20 protein-coding genes are annotated in these 21763 nt (G+C 44.0%); 5 read left to right on the top strand and 15 right to left on the bottom strand.

Annotated features, from left to right (window positions below; genetic code table 11):
* Positions 1-27 precede the first annotated feature (27 nt).
* Both T426_RS0112795 and T426_RS0112790 read right to left on the bottom strand, forming a co-directional pair.
* Entirely contained in the window at positions 28-540 is a 513-nt protein-coding gene (locus T426_RS0112795; RefSeq protein WP_025863911.1) for a DsrE family protein, read from the bottom strand.
* 177 nt (positions 541-717) lie between these two features.
* On the bottom strand, positions 718-1419 hold the full coding sequence (locus T426_RS0112790) for an epoxyqueuosine reductase (RefSeq protein ID WP_051568990.1): 702 nt from the start codon (positions 1417-1419) through the stop codon (positions 718-720).
* A 392-nt stretch (positions 1420-1811) separates the two neighbouring features.
* On the opposite strand from T426_RS0112790, the gene T426_RS25175 reads away from it, so the two are divergent.
* Both T426_RS25175 and T426_RS0112780 read left to right on the top strand, forming a co-directional pair.
* Positions 1812-2375, top strand: a complete 564-nt coding sequence (locus T426_RS25175) for a cupin domain-containing protein (RefSeq protein WP_025863913.1) — start codon at positions 1812-1814, stop codon at positions 2373-2375.
* A gap of 52 nt (positions 2376-2427) precedes the next feature.
* Positions 2428-3867, top strand: a complete 1440-nt coding sequence (locus T426_RS0112780; RefSeq protein WP_025863914.1) for an NAD(P)-binding domain-containing protein — start codon at positions 2428-2430, stop codon at positions 3865-3867.
* A gap of 6 nt (positions 3868-3873) precedes the next feature.
* Here T426_RS0112780 and T426_RS25565 read toward each other — a convergent pair whose 3' ends face one another.
* The 9 genes from T426_RS25565 to T426_RS0112720 form a co-directional block, all read right to left on the bottom strand.
* Positions 3874-4029, bottom strand: coding sequence for a cupin domain-containing protein (locus T426_RS25565; RefSeq protein ID WP_174820392.1), 156 nt, complete (start codon positions 4027-4029; stop codon positions 3874-3876).
* Positions 4030-4417: 388 nt separating this feature from the next.
* Entirely contained in the window at positions 4418-5191 is a 774-nt protein-coding gene (locus T426_RS25170) for a PIG-L deacetylase family protein (protein ID WP_025863916.1), read from the bottom strand.
* 95 nt (positions 5192-5286) lie between these two features.
* Complete coding sequence (locus T426_RS0112755) at positions 5287-6942, bottom strand: FAD-dependent oxidoreductase (RefSeq protein ID WP_027585796.1); 1656 nt, start codon at positions 6940-6942, stop codon at positions 5287-5289.
* Between the two features lie 187 nt (positions 6943-7129).
* Positions 7130-7972 carry a DUF5694 domain-containing protein gene (locus T426_RS0112750; protein ID WP_025863917.1) on the bottom strand — a complete coding sequence of 281 codons (843 nt, stop codon included), beginning with the start codon at positions 7970-7972 and terminating at the stop codon, positions 7130-7132.
* Between the two features lie 292 nt (positions 7973-8264).
* Positions 8265-9488, bottom strand: a complete 1224-nt coding sequence (locus T426_RS0112740; RefSeq protein WP_025863918.1) for a T9SS type A sorting domain-containing protein — start codon at positions 9486-9488, stop codon at positions 8265-8267.
* A gap of 217 nt (positions 9489-9705) precedes the next feature.
* Entirely contained in the window at positions 9706-10929 is a 1224-nt protein-coding gene (locus T426_RS23645; RefSeq protein WP_025863919.1) for a glycoside hydrolase family 172 protein, read from the bottom strand.
* 150 nt (positions 10930-11079) lie between these two features.
* Positions 11080-12225 (bottom strand): hypothetical protein, encoded by a 1146-nt coding sequence (locus T426_RS0112730; protein ID WP_025863920.1) that lies wholly within the window; start codon positions 12223-12225, stop codon positions 11080-11082.
* 191 nt (positions 12226-12416) lie between these two features.
* On the bottom strand, positions 12417-12962 hold the full coding sequence (locus T426_RS0112725; RefSeq protein WP_025863921.1) for a hypothetical protein: 546 nt from the start codon (positions 12960-12962) through the stop codon (positions 12417-12419).
* Positions 12959-13288: a hypothetical protein gene (locus tag T426_RS0112720; RefSeq protein ID WP_025863922.1), complete on the bottom strand. Its 330-nt coding sequence runs from the start codon at positions 13286-13288 to the stop codon at positions 12959-12961. Before T426_RS0112720 ends, T426_RS0112725 begins: the two co-directional genes overlap by 4 nt.
* Positions 13289-13864: 576 nt before the next feature.
* Between T426_RS0112720 and T426_RS23640 the strand changes: the two genes are divergently transcribed.
* On the top strand, positions 13865-14245 hold the full coding sequence (locus tag T426_RS23640) for an HU family DNA-binding protein (protein ID WP_036985438.1): 381 nt from the start codon (positions 13865-13867) through the stop codon (positions 14243-14245).
* A gap of 267 nt (positions 14246-14512) precedes the next feature.
* Here the strand turns inward: T426_RS23640 and T426_RS0112705 are convergent, their stop codons facing one another.
* Complete coding sequence (locus T426_RS0112705; RefSeq protein ID WP_025863924.1) at positions 14513-15538, bottom strand: class I SAM-dependent methyltransferase; 1026 nt, start codon at positions 15536-15538, stop codon at positions 14513-14515.
* Between the two features lie 954 nt (positions 15539-16492).
* Here T426_RS0112705 and T426_RS0112700 point away from each other — a divergent pair.
* The gene (locus tag T426_RS0112700; protein ID WP_025863926.1) at positions 16493-16855 is read left to right on the top strand and encodes an endonuclease domain-containing protein; all 363 of its coding nucleotides are present in this window, start codon (positions 16493-16495) and stop codon (positions 16853-16855) included.
* A 413-nt stretch (positions 16856-17268) separates the two neighbouring features.
* Here the strand turns inward: T426_RS0112700 and T426_RS0112695 are convergent, their stop codons facing one another.
* The 3 genes from T426_RS0112695 to T426_RS0112685 form a co-directional block, all read right to left on the bottom strand.
* Complete coding sequence (locus T426_RS0112695) at positions 17269-17769, bottom strand: GNAT family N-acetyltransferase (protein ID WP_025863927.1); 501 nt, start codon at positions 17767-17769, stop codon at positions 17269-17271.
* Positions 17770-17931: 162 nt separating this feature from the next.
* Entirely contained in the window at positions 17932-18873 is a 942-nt protein-coding gene (locus tag T426_RS23635) for an aldo/keto reductase (protein WP_027585795.1), read from the bottom strand.
* Between the two features lie 77 nt (positions 18874-18950).
* Positions 18951-19733, bottom strand: a complete 783-nt coding sequence (locus T426_RS0112685) for an alpha/beta hydrolase-fold protein (RefSeq protein WP_025863928.1) — start codon at positions 19731-19733, stop codon at positions 18951-18953.
* Positions 19734-20109: 376 nt separating this feature from the next.
* Between T426_RS0112685 and pafA the strand changes: the two genes are divergently transcribed.
* Positions 20110-21762, top strand: coding sequence for an alkaline phosphatase PafA (pafA, locus tag T426_RS0112680; protein ID WP_025863929.1), 1653 nt, complete (start codon positions 20110-20112; stop codon positions 21760-21762).
* Position 21763: the final 1 nt, after the last annotated feature.

Genomic DNA, 21763 nt, shown 5'->3' with positions numbered 1-21763 from the left:
ATCACGACCTCTTTTCGGGGATAGTCGTTACAGGGTAATCACCTTGTCGGCGGCCTTTTGCAACTGCACGATGTCCATCATGGTGCCGGCTATTCCCGCTTCCATTTTGTCGAGCAGGTCGAAATGCCGCAGGCAGGTTTTGCAGGCCAGCAGTTTGACGCCTTTTTGCTCCAGCTCCTTCATGATGTCAATCACCGGCGAACCTTCACAAATCAGTTTGACGCCGCCGTTATACAGGGCAATGAAACGGGGCGGTTCCGCTTCTTCGTTCATCAGGTTTAAATAGTTGGTGACAAGTTGCAGTCCCAGCGCTTCGTCGCCGGTGCCCATGCCATATTGCGATAGCAGGAGGAGTGTGTTTTTCAGGTTTTCCATGAGGACCAATTTAGTCAAAAACCGGCAAATGATGATGGACGAAACGTGAGAATTATATGGGATATTGGGCAGGAGAGTGGCAATGGGCTGCACATATTTGCTCGTTTCTTTCCTGATGCCGGGGCGGTCTGCAATCCTCACCCGGTAGCGGAGCCCGGCCACCACTCAGCGGAGTCTGACCACCACTTGGCGAACAATCCCCACTAGTCGGCGAAGTCTGCCCACCACTTAGCGAACGATCCCCACCAGTCAGCGAAGTCCGGCCACCACTTAGCGAACAACCCCCACCAGTCAGCGAGGTCCGCCCACCACTTAGCGAACAGTCCCCACCAATGGGGAGCCTTAACGGACGGCAACGGGGCGTTGTGCATACCGCTGCGTCCACGGGCACATCACCAAACACCGCAGGCAGGTGGTACAGTGCGCTATATCGACTATCTCGTCCCGTGAGGTCTTGATATTCCATGTTTTCCCTTTGAGTGCCCCGGGGACACACACGTCCACGCAGACTTGGCACTCTCCGCACATTGACTCTTCTGGCGAATATAGAACGGTTTCTAACGGGGCATCCGTCAAAACGGTGCACATGCTGACGGCACTTCCGTATTCGGGCGTGACCAGTAAATCGTGTTTTCCCATCCATCCCATACCGGCCAGGTGGGCAATGGTTTTGTGGGGCAACGAAGTCTGCTGTATTGCTTCGTTATAAGAGCCGGTTTGGGCTAAATTCTCTTCCGACTGGGAATATGCGGTAAATCCTTTCTGTGTAAGAAAATCAGCCAGCTCATCAGCCAGCCGGTCTGTTTTCCTTTCTTTCAGATGGAATTCATCCCGATGAATCGCTTCGCGTTTAATCTTCTGCTGAATGTAATCGGGCTGATTGGTTATTTCCTGAATGTATTCGGGGGTTAAGGCAATTCCAAACAGAATAGCATAAGGAAATCCCTTGTTTTGCTCTTCCGGCAAGGCCGAAACATCGACAAACCGGATAAAATCGACACTGTACCGGTTGAGTTGCTCTGTCAGTTCAGTCTGAATGGACATGTTGGTTGGTTTGGTAAGCTTCTCATAAAGATACAATGAAGAACTCGATGTGTGAAATTCATTATCCACGAGATTTTTCTGCTTCGGATAGTCTTGCACAGTGGTATCTCGAAACTTGGTTAAAGAGGCTGTACTAAAAGTCAAACTGCACAATTTAAAACTTTCAAATTATAAGTAAGTCTGCTTTTACCCCTCCAAACCTCCCCTAAAGGGGCGGCTTAAAGTCCCCTTTAGGGGATTTAGGGGTGAGATTTTGGAGGCAACTTTCAAATTGACGGTTCTGAAAATGTTCTCTGTACTTTTTGAGACGGCCTCATTCTTATACTACGAAGAATTAAGATGCCAAACTCCTTTATCCGATTTTTCTATATTTGCACAACAAGCCTGAATGGATGACACGAAAAATGGAGAACCCGGTCACGGGTGTGAAGGTTGAGATATTGGTCAGTACCGCGGAGAGCCAAGGCAAGCTTTTTAAAATACGCAGTACCATGAAAGCGCGGCAAATGAACCGGGCGCCTTATCATTACCACGGCCATTTCAGTGAGCATTTTCGTGTAGTGGAAGGGCAACTCAACCTGATTGTCGGTGACAACAAAGAGCATCTAACGCTGAAGGCCGGCGAATCTTACCTGGTGAAACCCCTATGTCCGCATACCTTCTGGAACGAATCTTCCGAGCCAGTGACGTATACCGTAGAGGTAACGCCAGCCAAACAATTCGAAAAAGCGTTACGGCTCAATCATGCACTGGCGGCTGCCGGGAAAGCATCCCCGAAAGGAACGCCTTCCAACATTTTTCACATGGCTATACTGGCACAATTGGGCGATACGTGGTTATACGGAATTCCCATTGGGTTACAGAAATCGGCGTTTTTCATTGCGGCCGCGGTAGCCAAGGGAGTAGGGATGGATAAGAAACTTCAGGCACTGTTGCCGGGGGACGGAAACAAATAGGAACGGTGTTGATTCACCGATTACTGAAACGAATTATTGAAAAGATAAACACATGAAAAGTGTGGCCATCATCGGGGCCGGAGCAGCCGGCCTGACGTGTTTGAAAAGCTTATTGGAATACGGTATCGAGCCGGTCGTTTTTGAACGAAGTGACCGGTTCGGGGGACTATGGAAGCTTAACGAAAATGAGCAGGAATGCGACACGGCGGCTTACCGGTCTTTGATAACCAATACCTCGAAACAGATGATGGCCTTTTCTGATTTCCCGTTTGAGAAGGAGGTAGCTGATTTTCCTTCGCGGGAAGTGGTTTCGGAGTACCTGAAAAACTACACAGAACAATTTCATTTAGCTGAATACATCAGCTTTAATACAACAGTTATCCACGCTGATAAGCAATCGGAAGGACGATTTATCGTTGAGGTGGAATCGGGAGGCAATAGCGAAACACACATATTCGACTGGCTGATCATTGCCAATGGCCGGCATGAGAAAACATCCATGCCGGACATCGAAGGCTTGGATACGTTTACCGGAAGGGTATTGCACAGCCGTGACTATTTCTCGCCGGAGAGCTTCGAAGGCAAGAAGGTACTGGCTGTGGGAGCGGGGAGCAGTGCCATCGATATTGCGTCGGAAGTAGCGGAGATAGCTTCCGGTGCGTTTCTTTCCATGCGGAGCCCGTCGTGGCTGGTGCCCCGGTTCATCGATAACAAAGCGTACGACTTGCAACTGACCAAGTTGTCGGCCAGTCTGCCGAAAGTAGTTCGGGAAAAGGCTTTCCGTAGCAAGCTGATGAAAGCGTACCGGCAGTACGATGACGAAGCTATCCGGCAATACTTTGGAACGCCCGACCATTCCCTCGATTTGGAGAAGCAACGGTTTGTGCCGAATGATTTGTTGTTGAAACGACTGGAACAAGGAAAACTGAACGTGAAGCCGGTGATTCAATTTATTTCCGGTAACCAGGTAACGTTTGAAGACGGCAGCACCGAAACGGTGGATACGATTATTTTTGCTACCGGCTACCAGATTGACATCCCCTTTATAGAATCATCTGTTACGAAAGTGGAGAATAACTATGTTCCGTTGTATCAGCAAATATTCTCTCCCAATACCAGGCATTTGGCTATGTGCGGCATGTGTTACATTGTCGGGCCGATTTTGCCGGCTCTCGAAATGCAGGGAAGGTACATCGCCGAAGTAATTGCCGGGCATACGCAGCTTCCTTCCCCGGAAGTCATGAAACAAGAGGTGGAAAAACACCGCAGGCTTTGTGAGGAACGAAAGGTCAATCCGATGCGGGTGCAAACGCTGACGTACCTCGATGTCATTGCCCAAATCATTGGCGTATCGCCGAAAGTGTGGGGCAACCTGGGAAGCTTGCTCCAATTGCTGACCGGACCGGTTGTCGCTGCCCGTTACCGGTTGAATGGTCGCCAAAGTCAAAAGGAACTGGCGCGGAAGGTCTTGAAGAATTTGCGCCGGGGGTAATCGAATTTATTCCTGATACTTCTTAATCACCAGGTATTTCAGCTCGGTATCGCTCACGTTGCGGATGCCGTGCGTGACATTCGAAGGGCAATAAAAACTGGCGTACGGACCGGTTGTTTTGGTTTCCCGTCGAGGTAAAATTCTGCCGTACTTTTCATGCATTTTTATAATAGTTGCGATATAATCTAACTATTGCTACCATCGAACCAATGAGTAAGAAATAAATCAATACGTATTTCCCTTGAAAAATACTTTCTTTAAATAAGTTTGTCATTGAAATAACCAGTAAAACAACTCCCAAAATCCAAATTGTAGTCAATAAAATGAGTTGTTTTTTAGAAGGATGATTTATCCAATTTGTCTTTGTCGTTTTCATCGTAAAATCAAATTTGACGTGTAATTATCTTTCCGGAAACATCGCCTGGCGAAGCCAGTCTGTACGATGCTATTTTTGATATTTCTTAATCACCAGGTATTTCAGTTCCATATCGCCCAGGTTGCGGATGTCGTGCTTACCTTCGGCGGGCAATAGAAGCTGGTGGTTGGGGCATCAAGCTTCCTTCAAATTATTTTCCGGACTTTTAATGTATCGCACAAAGGCTTCGGCATAGTCGCATCCGAACTCCATTCCGCGAAATACTTCCATTCTCGCATGATCATTCGGGTACCATTCGTCAACTTTCTGACTGACGTGCGCATAACAAGCCTGGTGTTTTTGCTGTATCACACTGGTGATATCGATGTAATCGGTAGGCGTAAAGTTTTGTGATTGGGCCCCGGTCATTGCTTCGCCGAAATAGAGAGTCGGTTTGGGTTTCATCCGTAACCAGGCATCGTATACCAGGTTGGAACAAATCCGGTGGTCGCGGTGTGTATCGATGGGCCAGTGCGTAACGATGATATCCGGGTTTTCCTTTTTCAGAAAATCGCTGACGGGAGCGTATTTTTCCCTTGTTATTTCGGTATTCCCGTCGATTTGTCCCAGGAACTCAGCGCGACATTTCAGAATCTTGCAGGCCGTCAGTGCTTCAGCGGTGCGAATCTTTGCCGCTTCTTCATGCGATTTCCCCTCTATGCCGGCTTCGCCCCGCGTCAGATACGCTGAGACCACTTCGTGCCCTGCATTGGCATATAAGGCCATTAGACCGCCGCATATCGTCTCCGGGTCATCGGGATGGGCGCCAAACACTACCACTTTCTTCTTTTTTTCAGATGGAGTAGCTGTAGCGCTTCCCATCGCATTTGCCTGGGTGATTCCCATCGTCGCACCAATGGTGAGGGGTACCGTCTGGGTCAGGAATTGTCTCCGTGAATTTTTTGTCATAGCGTTTGGTGTTTAGTTATGAGCATAAAAGTAGTGGAAAACCGTTACATATCAATTGTCTGGCATGAAGCGAATTTCTTAAGCATGTATATCGGCTAGTTTATTATTTGATTTCTTGCCACCAGCTCTTTTCGTACCTCTTCATACGATAAATCGTGAAGTGGAACTTTCTTATCCAAAGCCATCGATGCCATTACTCCCGAACTTTGGCCCAGAATCATAAAAACGGGTTCCATCCGGATAGAACCAAAAGCGATATGAGAACTTGACACAGCCACTGGAACAAGTAAATTGCTGCACTCTTCTTTTTGGGGGAGTACGGTTCCCATGGCGATTTGATAAGGCTTGTGCGGGTGAACGCCAATATCGCCTTCGTTTTGAACGTATCCATCCGGCGTAATGTATCGTTGCACATTATGCGAATCCATCGTGTAGGAACCCATGCCGATGGATGTCGTTACCGGCGTTCTGCCAAGCACTTCATTCTCGGTCATAATATACTCACCAATCATTCTTCTTGCTTCGCGAACGTAAATCTGATGAGGCCAGTGTCCATTATCGACGAATTCGTCTTTTGCATATCCCCATTTGTTCATCTCTTGCCGAACTTCGGAAGGAACACGTCGGTCGTTTGCCAGGAAGTAAAGCAGTCCCTTTTGATAGGCCTCATGTTCACGTATGATACGAGCTCTTTGCTCGTAAGACGCTTCCGGATATTCGTAATTCATCCCGATGTAATCGGAGCTGAATGGTCCGTGGTTATTGACATCGGTCTTATAGTTGGGGATGGGATCGAATTTGTCGAAGGTTTGGTTCCAGCCGGCCTCATATATCCTGGCCAGCAGTTCATATTTCGTGGAATCATATCCAGCCGGTTTTTCAAATGGAACACGATTCTCCTCATGCTTTGTGAGGCACAATCTGAAACAATAGGCCTGAACCCGATAATCCGCTTCGCCTTTTTTCCCCGGAGGGTCTGTTGAAATATAAGCTAAAACCCCGCTCGAAGAATCACCGGGAATTTTATACGGGCTTATCTTCATATCTCCAAAATTGTGGCCGTGATGAAATGTACCCACCTGAACTCCATTCCATGTTTCGTTGTACTCACTATTCGATTCCCTTCCAACATGGTAACTCACACCGGCAGCGGCCAACAGATCTCCCTCATAAGTGGCATCAATATAGATTTTGGCTTTGAAAAGTGTTCCATTCAACATCTTTATTGATTTGATGGAACCATTTGTTACTTCAACGCCGTCATTCCTATCCAGCCAATGATCGCGGTATACTGCTATTTTGTTCTCCTCGATAAAATTCTCGAATACGTTTTCGGCAACATGCGGTTCAAAAATCCACATCGACTTGGTGCCTCCATCTATGGCAGGTGTATCCTGGCCTTTATTGCCGTATTCGGATTTCGATTGCCAGTTCCATGCTTCCTCTTTGTCATAGTAAGTATACAACCGTTGGTAGAATTCCTTTGCAATGCCACCGATAATATTCTTGTCGCCTGTGTCAGTAAAACCGAGTCCGTTAGAACTCATGCCTCCTAAATGCTTTTCCGGACAGACAATAACCACGTGTTTGTTCGAACGGGTTAATTCGACAGCTGCTGTTATGGCGGCAGGCGTTCCTCCGTAAATAACTACATCGGCACTAATAACTTGATGTTTGTTTGTAGAGCTGCAGCCGGATAAACAGACAAACAGCAATAAGACAAAACTGCTTTTGATCACACTTAATTTCATCGTTCTTTCATTTGGTTTAGTAGTCATATCGGTTGGTTAAACCACGATGAATATACTAAATGTTATCGTTTGGTGTCTTATTTTCAGTGTAATACTTGCTGGTGTTACCAGAGATGGAATTACAAGCCGGGAAAAGAATAAAATCAATCCCGCTATCCCGACAGCGCTTTAATTCTTAGCACCTGTTTTACTCATGGTTCATGTTTTCCAGGTAAGGAAGAGGTGAAACCAGTTCAAATTCTTTCGATACATCGAAAAACAGGTTGAGCAGGTTCAGGTGTTCACGGCCGATAATCAGCAGGATTCTGTCATCACTGTTGTGTTTTATCCGCTGTATGTTTCGGAAGATACGCAGGTTCCGGTTGAACCAACGGCCGGTTTCGAAGTCAACGCCCATAAAATCGCCCGGCTTTTCCTCATACTTGAAAGGGTTTAGCAAGTATACCGAAAGCCGTTCCCTGATGGCAGCCGGGTCATTCAGCTTTTTCAATTCCCCGATGATGTTTTTCACTTTGGTTGCCTTGCGGTGCGTTTCATAAACTGAATCGGGCGAGTTTCGGTAGTATTCTGTGAATTTACTTTGCCGGATGCTGTCTTTAAACAATGTTTCAACAGACTGATAATGCCTTCCCCAGTCGTTGACACAATAGATGACCGGTACGTCCGATTGTTTCCCGATACGAAAGCCCAGCTGGTAAATCTCACCTTTCCTTAAGGTGAATTGGTCAGCGCGGTAAAGTGCGTACATAGAGTCTATTTTGCCTTGCTGGTCGGGCGTTACTTCAATGGCAATGATGGTGGGTCGAAACTCACTAATGGCATTGGCTACCGAGATGATTTCCGACTGCCAGGGTTCTTCGAGGACCGATATTTTATCGTTCTCTTTTGTTTTAATGGCATCCAGATTCGGGTAGGCAAAATGAAATACGCCCAGCGTCATGATTTGGGTTGACGGAGGGATTTCATCGCTTTGCGCCAGTGCGTTGGTGAAGAGAAATACTCCCAGTAGAAAGGTCAGTAGTTTGTGCATGTCTTTATGTTAATTGCAAACTATAAGACGCCAACCGTCCGGAAGTTGTTACATGAATGGGGGCGAATTTTGAGTATAAACTTTTCGATGGTTTATCTGGTGACAAAATTCTTCTCAACGAATCTTTGAAGTTCCTCCACATCAGTTATCCGGGTGATTCGTCTCAACCGGTTATTGTTGAGTTTGAAAAATGTGTTATTTTTTAACTCCAGCACTCACTATGGATACATAAAGAGTGCTGGATGATAGGTGTGGCAATACCTCTACAGATGTTATTATCGGGCGTAAATAGTTATTTTTTTATCATTTTGCCTTGTGCCATAATCTCCTCTCCATCGGTTATTCGATACAGATAAATACCATTTTTGAAGTTGGAGATATCAATATTCGTATTGGAACTCTGCATGGGCGCATTAAGTATTTTTTTACCTGTCATGTCATATAGATTGATTTTTAGGTTTTTGCCGGTCGTGTTTAATTCGTTGTTCACTTCAACACTAAATGAATTACTGGTGGGATTGGGAAACACTCTTAATGATTTTAGCGCATATCCATCTTTTACACCGGTTGTTGTAGCTTTTTGTATTTGATAAATTTTACTCGCACCATAGTCAGATACATACATCCTGTTTTTTGAGTCAAAAACAATGTCTCGGGGTGCATTTAAGCCTGATGCAAATAATTCTACATTACCTAAACTGTCAACCTCATATATTTTTCCGCCTGTTGTTTCATTCGTGGAAACCTCAGAAACATATACGTTATCATCATTGTCAATCCCGATTCCACATATAAAATTGGTTATAGAGGAGTCGACGGGAAATTTGGCAAAGTTCATATCTAAGGAGCTGACATATCCCAAACTGTCAAATTTGACTTTTGCTAAAGTTGAGTGAGTTGTGATATATAAATCACCTGATTTTGAGAATTCCAAATCAATTACTCCATTGGGGAATGACGATATAAAGTAGGGATGAGAATTCAGAAAAGCGTTATGAGTATCATTGAGCTTATATTCCGAAATGTAGCCGTACTTTAAATAATCCTGGTTTGCCATAATATTATTAACAACAAATACTTCATTATTTGAATTAATGGACAATCCCCGTGGATCATTAAACTCACCAGTGGTTGCAAAATAAATCGTTTCTATGTTTAAATCCGGAGTTATTCTGTAAAAATTTCCGTCATCTCTATTGGCATCTAAGAAGAAAATATTTCCTGCTTTGTCTGCTTTAATATACTGAGGTTGATAGGTCAGATTTGCAAAATCAACCAAGACGGAATCTTTAACATAATTGCCGCTGTCGATTACGGCAACGGTAAGCTTTGTTGGTGGTGTAATTCTATTTACTATTACTAAATTACTATCGGCATTGAAACACATGCCCATTGGGAGTTCTGTTTGCAGCAATGTTTTCATCTCGTACCCGGGAAACTGTGCATCGATTGTTTGTGATTTGGCGACGCTTACTGATAAAATAAGGCTGAACAACAATATTTTTGCTTTCATCATTTAATAATTTTGTTTGGGGATATTTTGTACTAGTAACCTTCCTTAGGTGGTTATCTCACTCTGTTATTTGTTATTATTCCGTCTGTTTAAGGCGGGAAGTAAGCCTTGCGAAGCGTGATAATTGGATCTGTCGGCATTTGTTGGTTGTTAGAACTCATCTAAGATAAAAAAATTACATAATAATATTTTGGTCAGTTATCCGAGATATCGAATGTTGTCATTCCTTATCAGCTTTTAAATGATAAACCCGGTAGGCTCTCGGTTTTAAAGCCGGTAAATCATCCGTCGGTTGATCAAGATAAAAATAGGCGGTGGAGGAGACATCGTCGGAGCGATAGAAATTGGTCCATCCGTTATAGGGGATGGTTGCCAGATTCACTACCGTATCTTTCTTATAAATGAGATGCAACGTATGGCCATCGTGGATGGTGACCGGTATCAGGTTAGCTCCTTTCTTCTGCATGTCGATTACCTGGGCTTTGGGGGCTCCCCCGATTTGCTGAATGGTGACGCGGCAATCGGAACCAAAATAGATGGGGTCGGGTATGTGATAGCGGTAGAAGGCCCATTGCTTGTTTTTGCTATCGGCCAGGGTACAGCCCGAGTACCGCGAAATGAATTGGCCCTGTCCCCATGCCGTGGCGATGTAATCTTCCGTTCCGGTTCCGGCCAGCGTCGGAAATTTCGTATCGCCGTCGAGGTACATTTTTACTTCGCCTTCGCCCCACCACGAATCTCTGTAGGCCGGGTTAGCATTCACCCCGATGTTGGTTCCCAGGAAGCGTCCTTTGCCTGATACATCGGGAAGGATGGTATAATCGACGCCCGGTGTGGTGGCGGTGTCCCGGTTCCAGTAGCAATGGAAATAGAGGTTATCTTTTTTCCAGGGAGTCAACAGATAATCGATGTCGTAGAACAGGGCCGAAACCGGTTGGTCCGATTCGTTGGTGAGTGTAATTTTTGCCCCGGTTTTGAACGGCATTTGAATGAAACTCACAAATGAGCGCCCCTCCGGGTCAGCAAACAGTTCGTTCTCGAAAGCGGTCATCCGGCCTAAACCTACACCAAAGAAATCGCCGAAAGGAGCGGAGACAGCTGGTTTGCTTTCACCGTCCCAATACATATCGATGCGGAGTGAACGCAGCATTTCCGGGCTCCGGTCGTTGATGGTCACCCACATCCGGTTGATAACGCCGCTACCTTTGATGTCCATCAACACCTGGGTAGCGCCGGCGCCGATGCTGTCCTGCGGATGTCCTTTCGCCCCAAAGTTCTCCATGCCGCCTTTGCCCTTTTCGCCGTGTGGGTTCTCGAAGCTAATCCACCGCGATTGGGTTTGTTCCGGAAAGGAATACATCGATTGGCCAGGCTGCTCCGCCTTTTGCTGGCAGGAAACCAGGAAGAGGAGTGCAACGATGAGTAGGTTGGCGGTGTTTTTCATGGCGTGTTGGTTTAGTTGGTTTGCATGTCGACGAAGAATTGTATGAGTAGTGACAGATAGCGTGGCACTTTCCTGTCAAGTTACACGAAAGTTTACACGGGATAAAACCCTTGATTTTACTACTGTCTCGGCTATTATTTTTATACATCGTTAGGCAATATTTTTATTCCCAAGAAAATAGAACGCTTGGTCAATTGTCAGAATAATCTGCAAAGCCCGCATTTGTGTATAACTATCTGTGGTTGCCACACCATGAGCAACTGAATGTCTGCTTGAAGGTATATCCTTTTCTAAATCAAAACCTTTAAAAATAGAATCATTAAGATAAAACATAAATTCATTTGTAAATCCAAGGGTCGCTAATGTTTTAAAATTCTGTTTGCCAGACTCAACGATGTACTCCTTAATCTGCTTTGTGGATGGGCTTTTATTCCCTGTTTCATGGTAACAAGCCATACGGATTATTCCTTCAAGCTCAGTCACTAGATTTTTTATGCAGTTTATAAATCCTGATTTAGTTCTAGAAATGTATGCGTCAATTCCAGATTGGATTATTTCTTTTTTATTATTTAAGACTGGATTCCTCCACCATCTAGCAACTATTTTACGTAAATGGTCATCTGTGAAAGAATCAACTACTTTCTCTGTATAGCTATTAAACTTCATGTCCTCTTCATAGTAAGCTATCAGATTATTAAACTGACCATTTAATAATCGAATAAATGGAAACCAGCCGTCATTAATCAATGATTTAAAATGTTTTTCAGTTGATAAAAACGAATACATTTCAAGATAAAGCATTTTCTTATAATGGTACCCTAGCTCACTCAACATTGCTGCTCTATCAAGCAACCTTGAAAAATCAAAGTGCAATCCAAAATGCCAATTATCTCTAAACAGCCATACAATCTGATCTCCTTTTTCGGGATTTAAATCAATCGTAGCATCATGAAATGATACATTATCTAAATCGGCAAAATCTCCAAACATTACAAGCTCTCCTTTTTTTAAATCACGAGAAGCTTTAATATTAATGCTCAAAGGGAATTTTGTGTAAACATATGCTTTGAAATCAGGTTTGATAATTACCAAAAGATTATTCAAGGAGTTTCCAGCATTCTGATTAAGAAAAAGTGAAATTATGTTATTGAAATGACGTGAAAAATTAGGAGATAAAGAGGATGTAAATTTTCTAACAATAATATTTCCACTTTGTCCAGGAGGAATAGTCCCATCTGCAATTCCCGAAACTCTCAGGTTGTCAATTATTATTGGTTTATAAAATTCATTTTCCATCGTTGCCGTTTATGGTTAATAGGGTGCTTTCAAATATTGTCTAACGTTAATAATATGAGCATGTAGCGGTCTTAAATGCGGTTTCGTATCAAGTTACAAAGTAGCCAAAGCTACGCAAAATTAAATAGTCAAATCCGTAGATTTGGCGGGGATGATTAGAACCACTACCGCCCGAATACCCACAGAAACAGCTATTGCTTATATTTATTGTTGTGGGTAGTTATTATTGTTCTCAGTTCACTTTTTTCAAAATATTTCACCGCTTCTTTGAAATTCTTTCCTTGCGAGTCAAGTAAAAGTTTCTCTGAATCAGTTTCTATCAGAAGTTCAAATCTTTCGTTGTAAAATCCTCTTGATAATAACCAATACTTTCTCAAAAAGCTTCTTTTAAATCCAATTGCATATAGAAATCCAGTCAAATTAATCGGGAATATTTTTTCTTCTCCTTCCTTTAAAATCATTCTTAGATTTTCATTTTTTGATAGCGGAAGAACATAATAATGTTGTCTGTCATTAATTCTGAGTAAGAGTCCATACTCGAAAAGTTCAAAATTGCAACGTGCATTTGGTTCAAGCTCAAAATCATTCTTTTCGTTGAAGATTCTTATGTCTCTGAGGTTGAACAAACAACTCCCCGTTATATTAATCAACTTGTTTTCCTTTTCAGATATAGGTCTACCAATTTGCTGATAAATTGATTTATTTAATTTTCCAGTATTGTCAATCTTGTGAATCATAAATCAATCCATTTACCATTTACTAATTTCTCAAGTTTACCCCACTCAGGTTTCCCAATCTCTCGTCCTTTTACTCTTACAGGTTCTATCCAATCGTGTTGGCAATTTTCCATAGGGTCTGGTATTTCTTGCCAATCATTTTGGTCAACACTGTATTCTTGTGAAGCTTCAATTGCATACTCTACTTTCTCAAACCAGTTGTCCCAAATTGCACTTGAATCAGTTTCTTTATCGTATCCAAATAGATACACGCCATCTTCAGAGTCGTAAATCATTAATCTTTTTACGTCTGAATCAGGATGTTTTATGTTTGCTGTTAGTCTCATTTTTAATTACCCACAACTAGTGTGTATCACCTATGGTTGTTATTTCTCTTTTAACAAATTTCCAGGTGTTGTTACACTACCCAAATCAGGGGTATAACAACACCTATTATGTTGAATCGATATTCTTCCGGGTTTTAGATTCCGTTGTATGGTTTGGCTTAATTCCATCCGTCAGTTTTACGACGTTCAAATTAGCAAAAACATATCATATCCCCATCGCATGGTAGCAGGTATTTATTAACTTAAAGTTGATAACCAGTCAGAAAAAGACCCGGAGGGGCGGAGTGGAAGCAGAGCAGAAGATTTCTTTTTCAAACATTTTGATATGTTATTCGGCAGTTTGAGGGTATGATTCGAAGAATTATTGCTAATTTATATCCCGAAAGAAACCAACAGATTATGACCACTAAATCGAAAGCCGAACTCCACTTGCGACCACATTGCGTAATTCCATGCCGGTATCTGTTCGTCGTGAGTGGAGTACCTGAGCGCGGCTAGCCGACCTGCTTTTTTGCCTGCCATCTTATCATTTCCGGGCTATCACCGGATTTTTCATTCATCTTTAAAACCTTTATTATGTCTATATTATATAGCAAGGTTCAGCGGATTAATCCACGGGACCTGCAAGCTCCGAAAAAATGGTACATCGTCCCGCAACGGATAGGGCAGAAAAGTGAAAAGGAAATAGCTGAAGCGCTTAGTAAGAACACGACTTTAAGTCGTGGGGAAGCCAGCCTGGTGCTGGACGAGGTAAAAGCCGTTATCATCAGCTCGTTGCTCGACGGTTACACCGTGCAGATGGGCGACTGGGGTTCGTTCCAGCTAACCCTTAGCAGCGACGGCGCTGACACGGAGGCCGATTGTACCGCCGATAAAATCAAAGCGGTGAACATCCGGTTTCGTCCCGGTAAGGGGATGAAAGAGGCCGTTGCCAAGGCTTCGTTCACTCCCCGTTAATCCGCTGAAGTGCTCCCGGAACCCGCCAGTTCCGGGAGTTTTTTTCTCGTTATTTTGTTCCTGTTTTTGCCTTCTCAAGTTGTCGCCCAAAACTTCTACGTATAAGTTCAAAAACTTCTACTGTTCTTTTCGGAAACTTCTACTTAGAAGTGATCCACCTTTCTACTTAGAAAGATGGCAAGAGAAACGTAGAAGTTTTTTCAGAGGGTTTTTTAGGGCACAAGAAGAGCTTATGGGGTAATATCCTATCGGGCTTACTTTTTTTATTTACAGCTTTTCAGCTTCAACAATACAGTAAAATGGTTCGATACCCAGTTTCTCTCCGAACTGGCTTATTCCTGTCATTCTTAATCCACATTCATTTAAAAATGATTCAACGGCTGCGTTAGGCTCATTTCTCATATCAATTCCGAATTTCCAGGGCTCCCTTTTTTCTATCATTCTTGCAGCTCTTTTAACTGTTTTTGAAGCTTCACCTGATATGAATGCCTGGGAATAAAAGTCTTGAGCGATGATACTTCCATCTGCACATAAATCAGCCATTTCCCTAAGTGTTTCTTTGACAAGCTCAGCTTCCAAGAACAGAGAGACGCTTTGCCAAAGGAACAAGGTCTTTTTAGTTTTATCAAAGCCAGCTCCTAATAGTTTATCAACCCAGGATTCATTTGAATAATCAACCGGGATATAGGTAATCCAATCATGCTTTATGCCGGTTTTTTCCAATGTTTCAACTTTAACATCCAGTGTTTTAACCTGGTCGAGTTCGAAGACCTTTATTTTCTTCCCCTTCGTAAATTGCAACGCGATTAGATCAAAGCCAGCTCCCGGAAGGACAAGCTGCTCCATTTCATCAATATATTTTTCCATTATGCAGTCGAACATGAGCACCCGTGGACCAGCAAAGGAAATAAAGGTCTCTTCACCCTTCTCATCGACTTTTCCCAACCTGGTGGTGAAACCGAATAACCGTTGAGAAATGATAAGAGCTCCAAAAGTCGACAACAAACCAAAATGTGATTCACACGGAAACTTTTTTGTGAATGCAATGGAAAGGGGATCCGGTCTGATATTAAAATAATGCATGAACCATTTGTATTGAAGCGAGCGGCATGCCGAGAAAGAGACCCCCATTTTCCTGCTTTTTATTATCCCCTTGTAAATTCCATCTGTTAGTCCAATAATAGCAACAGGAATGAAGATTATTTGAATGGGTATATAAAGGATGATTTGAAGCAACGTTTTTATGAAACTTAATATTTTGGGTGGCTGTTTATTTGTTTGGTTATCTGTCATCTAATTCTCGTTTCTGTGCTGATTTAGTAATATGGCATGGTTCATTTCCATTCGTCGGTTTTATGTAGTTCAAATTAGCGAAATCTTAGCAGAAAACCGAGTGGCTGGAAGTTGTTGTTTTTTTTGCTCTTTGTTGAAAACCAGTGTATATGATGTGTGTGACAGCTCGGGAAAAGATAGTAAAGAGGGGCTTGGCCGGTGGTTGGAGCAGCGTTTGGTTCCAATAGCTTTGCTGGTGGAGTTACGTCCCTGAAAATTTGCAGTGTCCTGAGCCCTCTCGATGTTAGAGAGGGTTGGGTGAGTAGAAAGTATTTGTGCAGCCTGAGACGGTTGATGTTTACTCACCCCATCCAGACTGCGTCTGAATTGCCCCTCTCTACAAGTAAAGAGGGGTGTGGCCGGTGGTTGAATCGACGTTTGGTTCCAATAGCTCTGCTGGTGAAATTAAGTCCTTGAAATCATGTAGTTTCCTAAGCCCTCTCTATGTTAGAGAGGGTTGGGTGACTAGAAAGTATTTGTGCAGCCTGAGACGGTTGACGTTTACTCACCCCATCCAGACTGCGTCTGAATTGCCCCTCTCTACAAGTAAAGAGGGGCTTGGCCGGTGGTTGAATCGATGTTTGGTTCCAATTGCTTTGCTGGTGGAATTAAGTCCCTGAGAATTTGCAGTGTCCTGAGCCCTCTCTATGTTAGAGAGGGTTGGGTGAGTAGAAAGTATTTGTGCAGCCTGAGACGGTTGACGTTTACTCACCCCATCCAGACTGCGTCTGAATTGCCCCTCTCTACAAGTAAAGAGGGGCGTGGCCGGTGGTTGAATCGACGTTTGGTTCCAATTGCTTTGCTGGTGGAATTACGTCCCTGAAAATTTGCAGTGTCCTGAGCCCTCTCTATGTTAGAGAGGGTTGGGTGAGTAGATCTTATTTCATAACTTGACTTTATTAAACCAGACTATATATGAGCGACAATTATTTTATCAAACGGGCCAGAAGGCTAAGGAGAAGTATGACGGATGAAGAAAAGCTTTTATGGAGCGTTTTGCGAAACCGGAAATTTCATGGTCTTAAGTTCCTTCGGCAGCATCCTATTGTATACCAAATTGACGATAATAAGCATCCGTTGTACTTTATCGCAGATTTCTATTGTGCAGAGAAAAAGCTGGCAATAGAAGTTGACGGCCGAATTCACGATTTTCAAAAAGGATATGATAATAACCGTGATGAAGTATTACGACACAATGGACTGCATGTTCTGAGATTAAAGAATGAAGAGTGTAAGAGTTTGGGGCAGGTGCTGAAAAGAATCGAGCAATTTATTTAGGTATCATCTACTCACCCCATCCGACCTGTGGCCGGATTGCCCCTCTCTACGAGTAAAGAGCGGCCAAGTTGGTGCTCCGATGTAGTTTTTATTCTAATTGGTCGTTTCTGAACAGGATTCTCGTTTTAAATTTAGGCGTCGATATAAGGCAGTGTCCTGAGCCCTCTCGATGTTAGAGAGGGTTGGGATGAGTAGAAAAGATTGTGCAGCCGGAAATGGCTGGTGTTCTACTCACTCCATCCAGACTGCGTCTGAATTACCCCTCTCTACAAGTAAAGAGGGGCTTGGCCGGTGGTTGAATCGACGTTTGGTTCCAATAGCTTTGCTGGTGGACTTAAGTCCTTGAGAATTTGCAGTGTCCTGAGCCCTCTCTATGTTAGAGAGGGTTGGGTGAGTAGACTATCTATCGACAATTAGGCTTCTTGCACCAACTCCAGCTCAACTTCTCCATCTGGTAGTTCTCTTACTTCTTTGAAGTTGAGTCGTTCGAATAGCTTCCTTGCTTTATGATTTTCGGTTGCGGTAGCCGCCCAGATGCGTCGGAGCTTCATGTGCCCGATGCCAAAGTCGATGGCTAACTGCATGGCGGCGGTCATAAAACCTTGTCCCCGGAACTGAGGCAACAAAACACATCCGAGTTCTCCTGCATCCTCGGGAAATCCCCGGTAAAACCCACACGTACCGACGATATCGCCGGATGCATTGTCGAAAATGCCCCAATGGATGGATTTGCGCTGCTCATAGTCTTGATTGATTTTCTCCTGCATTTCCATTGCTTCTTCCGTGGTTGAAGCTTTGACGGCGTCATAGAACGAGATGTCAATAATGGCCGGAATATCGGACGGTTGAATTTGGCGCAACGAGACTTTGTCACCCGAAATATTCGGGAAAATAGCGTAGGGAGGTAAGTTCATCTGGCTTTTTTCGGTCTGCTCTTTTTATTGAAACCCGCTGTGTGAAACTGCTTTTGCCCAGCAAAAAATCAAGCTTTTTACCCTCCCCGAACAGTCGGGGCTAAAAGGACTGAAAAATCATGACAGCCTTGAATTTCACACAACGGGTTGTTGAATGCTATTTTAGCTCCACTCGGGGAATTGCGTCTTATTCAGGTCGAGTGGGGCAATGGTTTGCATCTCGGATTCACTCAACTCAAAATCGAAAATGTTGAGATTTTCCATCCTGTGCGCATTCTGAGATGAGCGAGGGATAGCGATGATGCCTCGCTGGTAATGCCATCGTAAACTCACCTGCGCATTGCTTTTGTTATACTTTTTGCCAATGGCTGCCAGTGTTTCGTTGGTGAAGAGTCCGTTGCGGCCTTCTGCCAAAGGAGCCCAGGCTTCCATTTGAATCTTGTGGGGCTTCATATAGGCATTGGCTTTATTCTGCTGGAAGAACGCATGCGATTCGATTTGATTGACGGCTGGTGTAACGTCAAAATCAGCCATCAGCTCATCCAGCTGGTGTGGCTCGAAATTGCTGACTCCGATGGCCCTGATTTTGCCTTCCTTATACAGCTCTTCCATTGCCTTCCACGAACCTTTTACATCGCCCCGTGGCCGGTGAATAAGATAGAGGTCCAGATAGTCGGTTCCCAACTTTTTCAGTGATGTTTCGAAGGCTATCTTCGCCTTTTCATAACCCGAATCGTCAACCCACACCTTGGAGGTGATAAACAGTTCTTCCCGTTTTATCCCGCTTTGCTTAATTCCGGCACCAACGAATTCTTCGTTCCGGTAAACCGTTGCGGTGTCGATCAGGCGATAGCCCAGCGAGAGCGCATCGGCAACGCTATCCTTGCATACTTCACCATTCAGCCCGTAGGTTCCAAAACCGAGGATGGGCATTTTGACGCCATTGTTGAGCGTGACGTTTTCAATAGAGCTTTCCGGCAGACCGGGTGCGCCAAATAATCGCGATGTTCCCATCCCCATGAACATGGCTGTTCCGGCAAACGCAGCGCTGGTCTTCAAAAAGTCGCGGCGTTTGATTCCTTTGTTGTGATTCTTCTGATTCATCTTCGTCTTGTTAGTTTGATTTTGGCTCAAATTAGCGATTTTTCATTAAAAACGAAGTGCAAAACTTTGGCGTGGTGCTATTCCATTTCCCTGAAAAAGGCTTTAAGACCGTATGTGTAATTGGTCAGGATATGGGTAATCATTATGGAGTCGCTTTCCGCTGTATAAGTCCATTTCAGGTTATCAGGGGCATCCGATTCAAGTTTCTTCAAGAGGTTATTCATTCCCGCAGGTTTATTCTTTAAGGTGGTCCATGAAACTTGATAGAAAACGGTGTCATTACCCAGATTAGCAAAGCAGTTTTCGCGTTCGATCTCTTTCTTCAACAAGTCCACTCGGGGCACATCGGAAAGATATCCGTCAAACAAACCCGGCCTTGACAATAAGATGAAGGTGGTAAACATGCCGGAATAATTTTGTCCCCAGATAATTTTCTTTGAAATGTTATACTTCGACGCTAAATACGGGAAGAGTTCTTTTTCGTAGAAAGCCATTGTTTTTCCTCCGTTTATGGCATCCGACGTGTCATCAATAATTGGAGAATAGTCATTTTGTGCGTTTGTTGGAACGGCACATACAACAATACAAAAAGGAATGGTCCGGTTATAAGCCATGATTTCTGTGATACTTGACAAGGGCTTAAAAGCCATAACATCGGCCAGTACGACTAAGGGATATTCTTTGCTTTTGTCAAATTTAAAGGGAAGATGAATGAATACCTTTTTGGTCTGGTTCAATATGCCGGACTCAATCTGTACGGAATGACCGATTTGCGTGAACAGTGTATCCCGGTTATTTTGTGCGTATGAAAGGTTTAGTGACAGAATGAAAATCGCCCATACGAATGCTATCTTTTTCATGGTTTGTTTTTTGTGTCAGTTAGTTAATGACATACAAATTAGTGATTTTTCGCTAGTAATGAGGCGGAAGAATTACCAAATTAGGTAAAGGAAACGCTGAAAATGAAAAGAACGAATTTGACATGTTTTTGTCATCGTGTATTCATCTTTTGGTCATATTCGGTGAGGACACTAATTTTCAATGGTATTTCCCTTTCTCTTCCGGTATCTCATCTTAACAATTTTGTTACCAGCGAATTTGTTGTGAGTATCCGTGTTGGGCGTGTGCTTTGTAGAGGGGACTATTATTTTAAATAATTCTTAATAAGGAGCGTTTGTTGCAACTTTAGTTTAGTTTTGGAGCCAGAAATCTTAGACGAACGCTAAATTTTCAACAATGAAACTTGTCATAACGAGCATCGCTGTATTCCTGCTAACGGCGATTCATGCAGAGGCAAAAGCACAAACCAGGCAACCCTCTGCATTAAAACATCCCAAATTGGTCGTGGGTATTGTGGTCGACCAGATGCGATACGACTACCTGGCCAAATACTACAACAAGTTTTCGGACGGCGGTTTTAAAAAGCTCATGAACCAAGGCTTTAACTGCAAAGACGCCAACTTCAATTATGCCCCTACCTACACTGGCCCCGGACATACATCAATTTACACCGGAACTACACCGGCTTATCACGGAATCATCGGTAACAACTGGTACAACCGCACAACAGGTAAAACCATGTACGTTACTGATGATGCATCAGTTCAAACAGTAGGAAGTAACTCGGCTGATGTGGGCAAGATGTCGCCGCGCAACATGCTGGCTTCAACCATTGGTGACGAAGCACGGCTCTTTTCCAACATGAAATCAAAAGTCATTTCCATATCATTGAAAGACCGCGCCGCGATTTTACCGGGAGGCCATTTGGCAAGCGGAGCCTTTTGGTTCGATCCTAGCTCCGGAAATTTTGTCACCTCGACCTACTACATGAACGAGTTGCCGAAATGGGTGCGTGATTTCAATGCGCAGAAACTTCCGGAGAAGTATTTATCGAAACCCTGGAACACGCTTCTGCCCATTAGCGAGTATACCGAGAGTGCGCCGGATGATAATCCTTACGAAGGATTGTACAAGGGAGAAACGAAACCGGTATTTCCGCATAACCTGCCGGCAATGTACAGCAAAAACAATTACGGCATCATCCGCTCTACCCCGTTTGGCAATTCGCTAACGAAGGACCTGGCCCTTGCCGCATTAAAGGGAGCCAATTTAGGTAAGGGTAACAATACTGATTTCCTGATGGTCAGCTTTTCGTCGACCGACTATATCGGCCATAAAATGGGGCCTCAGTCGGTTGAGTTGGAAGATACCTATTTGAGGTTAGACCGCGACCTGGCGCAGCTGATTAGTGTACTGGACAAAACGTACGGAAAAGATAACTACCTGCTTTTTCTGACGGCCGATCACGGTGCCGCATACGTGCCTCAGCAGTTGATGGACCATAAAATGGATGCCGGTTACTTCAGCTTCAAAGATTTTGATAAGAAGTTAAAAGCACATCTGGCTGCCATGTACAACGATAGCAATCTGGTTTCCTACATCATCAACGATCAGGTGTACCTGAATCATCCGGAGATACATAAAAAGCAAATTGGTATCAACGCTGTTGCTAAGGAAATCGCGCGGTATGCTCAGACCTTTAAAGGAGTTGCCAACGCTTATACAGCTGAGCAGTTGACGGGAGCTACCCTGCAAAATCAATCGGGCCGGTACATACAGAATGGTTTTTACGTGAAACGCTCGGGGGATGTCTCCATTCTGCTTGACCCGCAATGGCTGGGGGATTACCCACATACCGGAACATCGCACGGAACCACTTACAGCTATGATACTCACGTACCGTTGCTTTGGTATGGCTGGCACATCAAGCCGGGCTATACTTCGAAACCGGTGCATACTGTTGATATTGCCCCGACTCTTGCTGCGTTCCTGAATATCGATGCGCCCAATGCCTGTACAGGTCGCCCCATTGTTACCTTAACGAAGTAAG

The sequence above is a fragment of the Prolixibacter bellariivorans ATCC BAA-1284 genome, from assembly GCF_000621705.1.
Taxonomy (GTDB): domain Bacteria; phylum Bacteroidota; class Bacteroidia; order Bacteroidales; family Prolixibacteraceae; genus Prolixibacter; species Prolixibacter bellariivorans.
The sequence above is the reverse complement of the archived record's forward strand: the minus strand, read 5'-3'. Positions and strand labels throughout refer to the sequence as shown.

Coding starts and splice junctions, on each gene's coding strand:
- T426_RS0112790 (WP_051568990.1), bottom strand. CDS start 1,419: ATGTCCATTCAGACTGAACTGACAGAGCAACTCAACCGGTACAGTGTC.
- T426_RS25175 (WP_025863913.1), top strand. CDS start 1,812: ATGACACGAAAAATGGAGAACCCGGTCACGGGTGTGAAGGTTGAGATA.
- T426_RS0112780 (WP_025863914.1), top strand. CDS start 2,428: ATGAAAAGTGTGGCCATCATCGGGGCCGGAGCAGCCGGCCTGACGTGT.
- T426_RS25565 (WP_174820392.1), bottom strand. CDS start 4,029: ATGCATGAAAAGTACGGCAGAATTTTACCTCGACGGGAAACCAAAACA.
- T426_RS25170 (WP_025863916.1), bottom strand. CDS start 5,191: ATGACAAAAAATTCACGGAGACAATTCCTGACCCAGACGGTACCCCTC.
- T426_RS0112755 (WP_027585796.1), bottom strand. CDS start 6,942: ATGAAATTAAGTGTGATCAAAAGCAGTTTTGTCTTATTGCTGTTTGTC.
- T426_RS0112750 (WP_025863917.1), bottom strand. CDS start 7,972: ATGCACAAACTACTGACCTTTCTACTGGGAGTATTTCTCTTCACCAAC.
- T426_RS0112740 (WP_025863918.1), bottom strand. CDS start 9,488: ATGATGAAAGCAAAAATATTGTTGTTCAGCCTTATTTTATCAGTAAGC.
- T426_RS23645 (WP_025863919.1), bottom strand. CDS start 10,929: ATGAAAAACACCGCCAACCTACTCATCGTTGCACTCCTCTTCCTGGTT.
- T426_RS0112730 (WP_025863920.1), bottom strand. CDS start 12,225: ATGGAAAATGAATTTTATAAACCAATAATAATTGACAACCTGAGAGTT.
- T426_RS0112725 (WP_025863921.1), bottom strand. CDS start 12,962: ATGATTCACAAGATTGACAATACTGGAAAATTAAATAAATCAATTTAT.
- T426_RS0112720 (WP_025863922.1), bottom strand. CDS start 13,288: ATGAGACTAACAGCAAACATAAAACATCCTGATTCAGACGTAAAAAGA.
- T426_RS23640 (WP_036985438.1), top strand. CDS start 13,865: ATGTCTATATTATATAGCAAGGTTCAGCGGATTAATCCACGGGACCTG.
- T426_RS0112705 (WP_025863924.1), bottom strand. CDS start 15,538: ATGACAGATAACCAAACAAATAAACAGCCACCCAAAATATTAAGTTTC.
- T426_RS0112700 (WP_025863926.1), top strand. CDS start 16,493: ATGAGCGACAATTATTTTATCAAACGGGCCAGAAGGCTAAGGAGAAGT.
- T426_RS0112695 (WP_025863927.1), bottom strand. CDS start 17,769: ATGAACTTACCTCCCTACGCTATTTTCCCGAATATTTCGGGTGACAAA.
- T426_RS23635 (WP_027585795.1), bottom strand. CDS start 18,873: ATGAATCAGAAGAATCACAACAAAGGAATCAAACGCCGCGACTTTTTG.
- T426_RS0112685 (WP_025863928.1), bottom strand. CDS start 19,733: ATGAAAAAGATAGCATTCGTATGGGCGATTTTCATTCTGTCACTAAAC.
- pafA (WP_025863929.1), top strand. CDS start 20,110: ATGAAACTTGTCATAACGAGCATCGCTGTATTCCTGCTAACGGCGATT.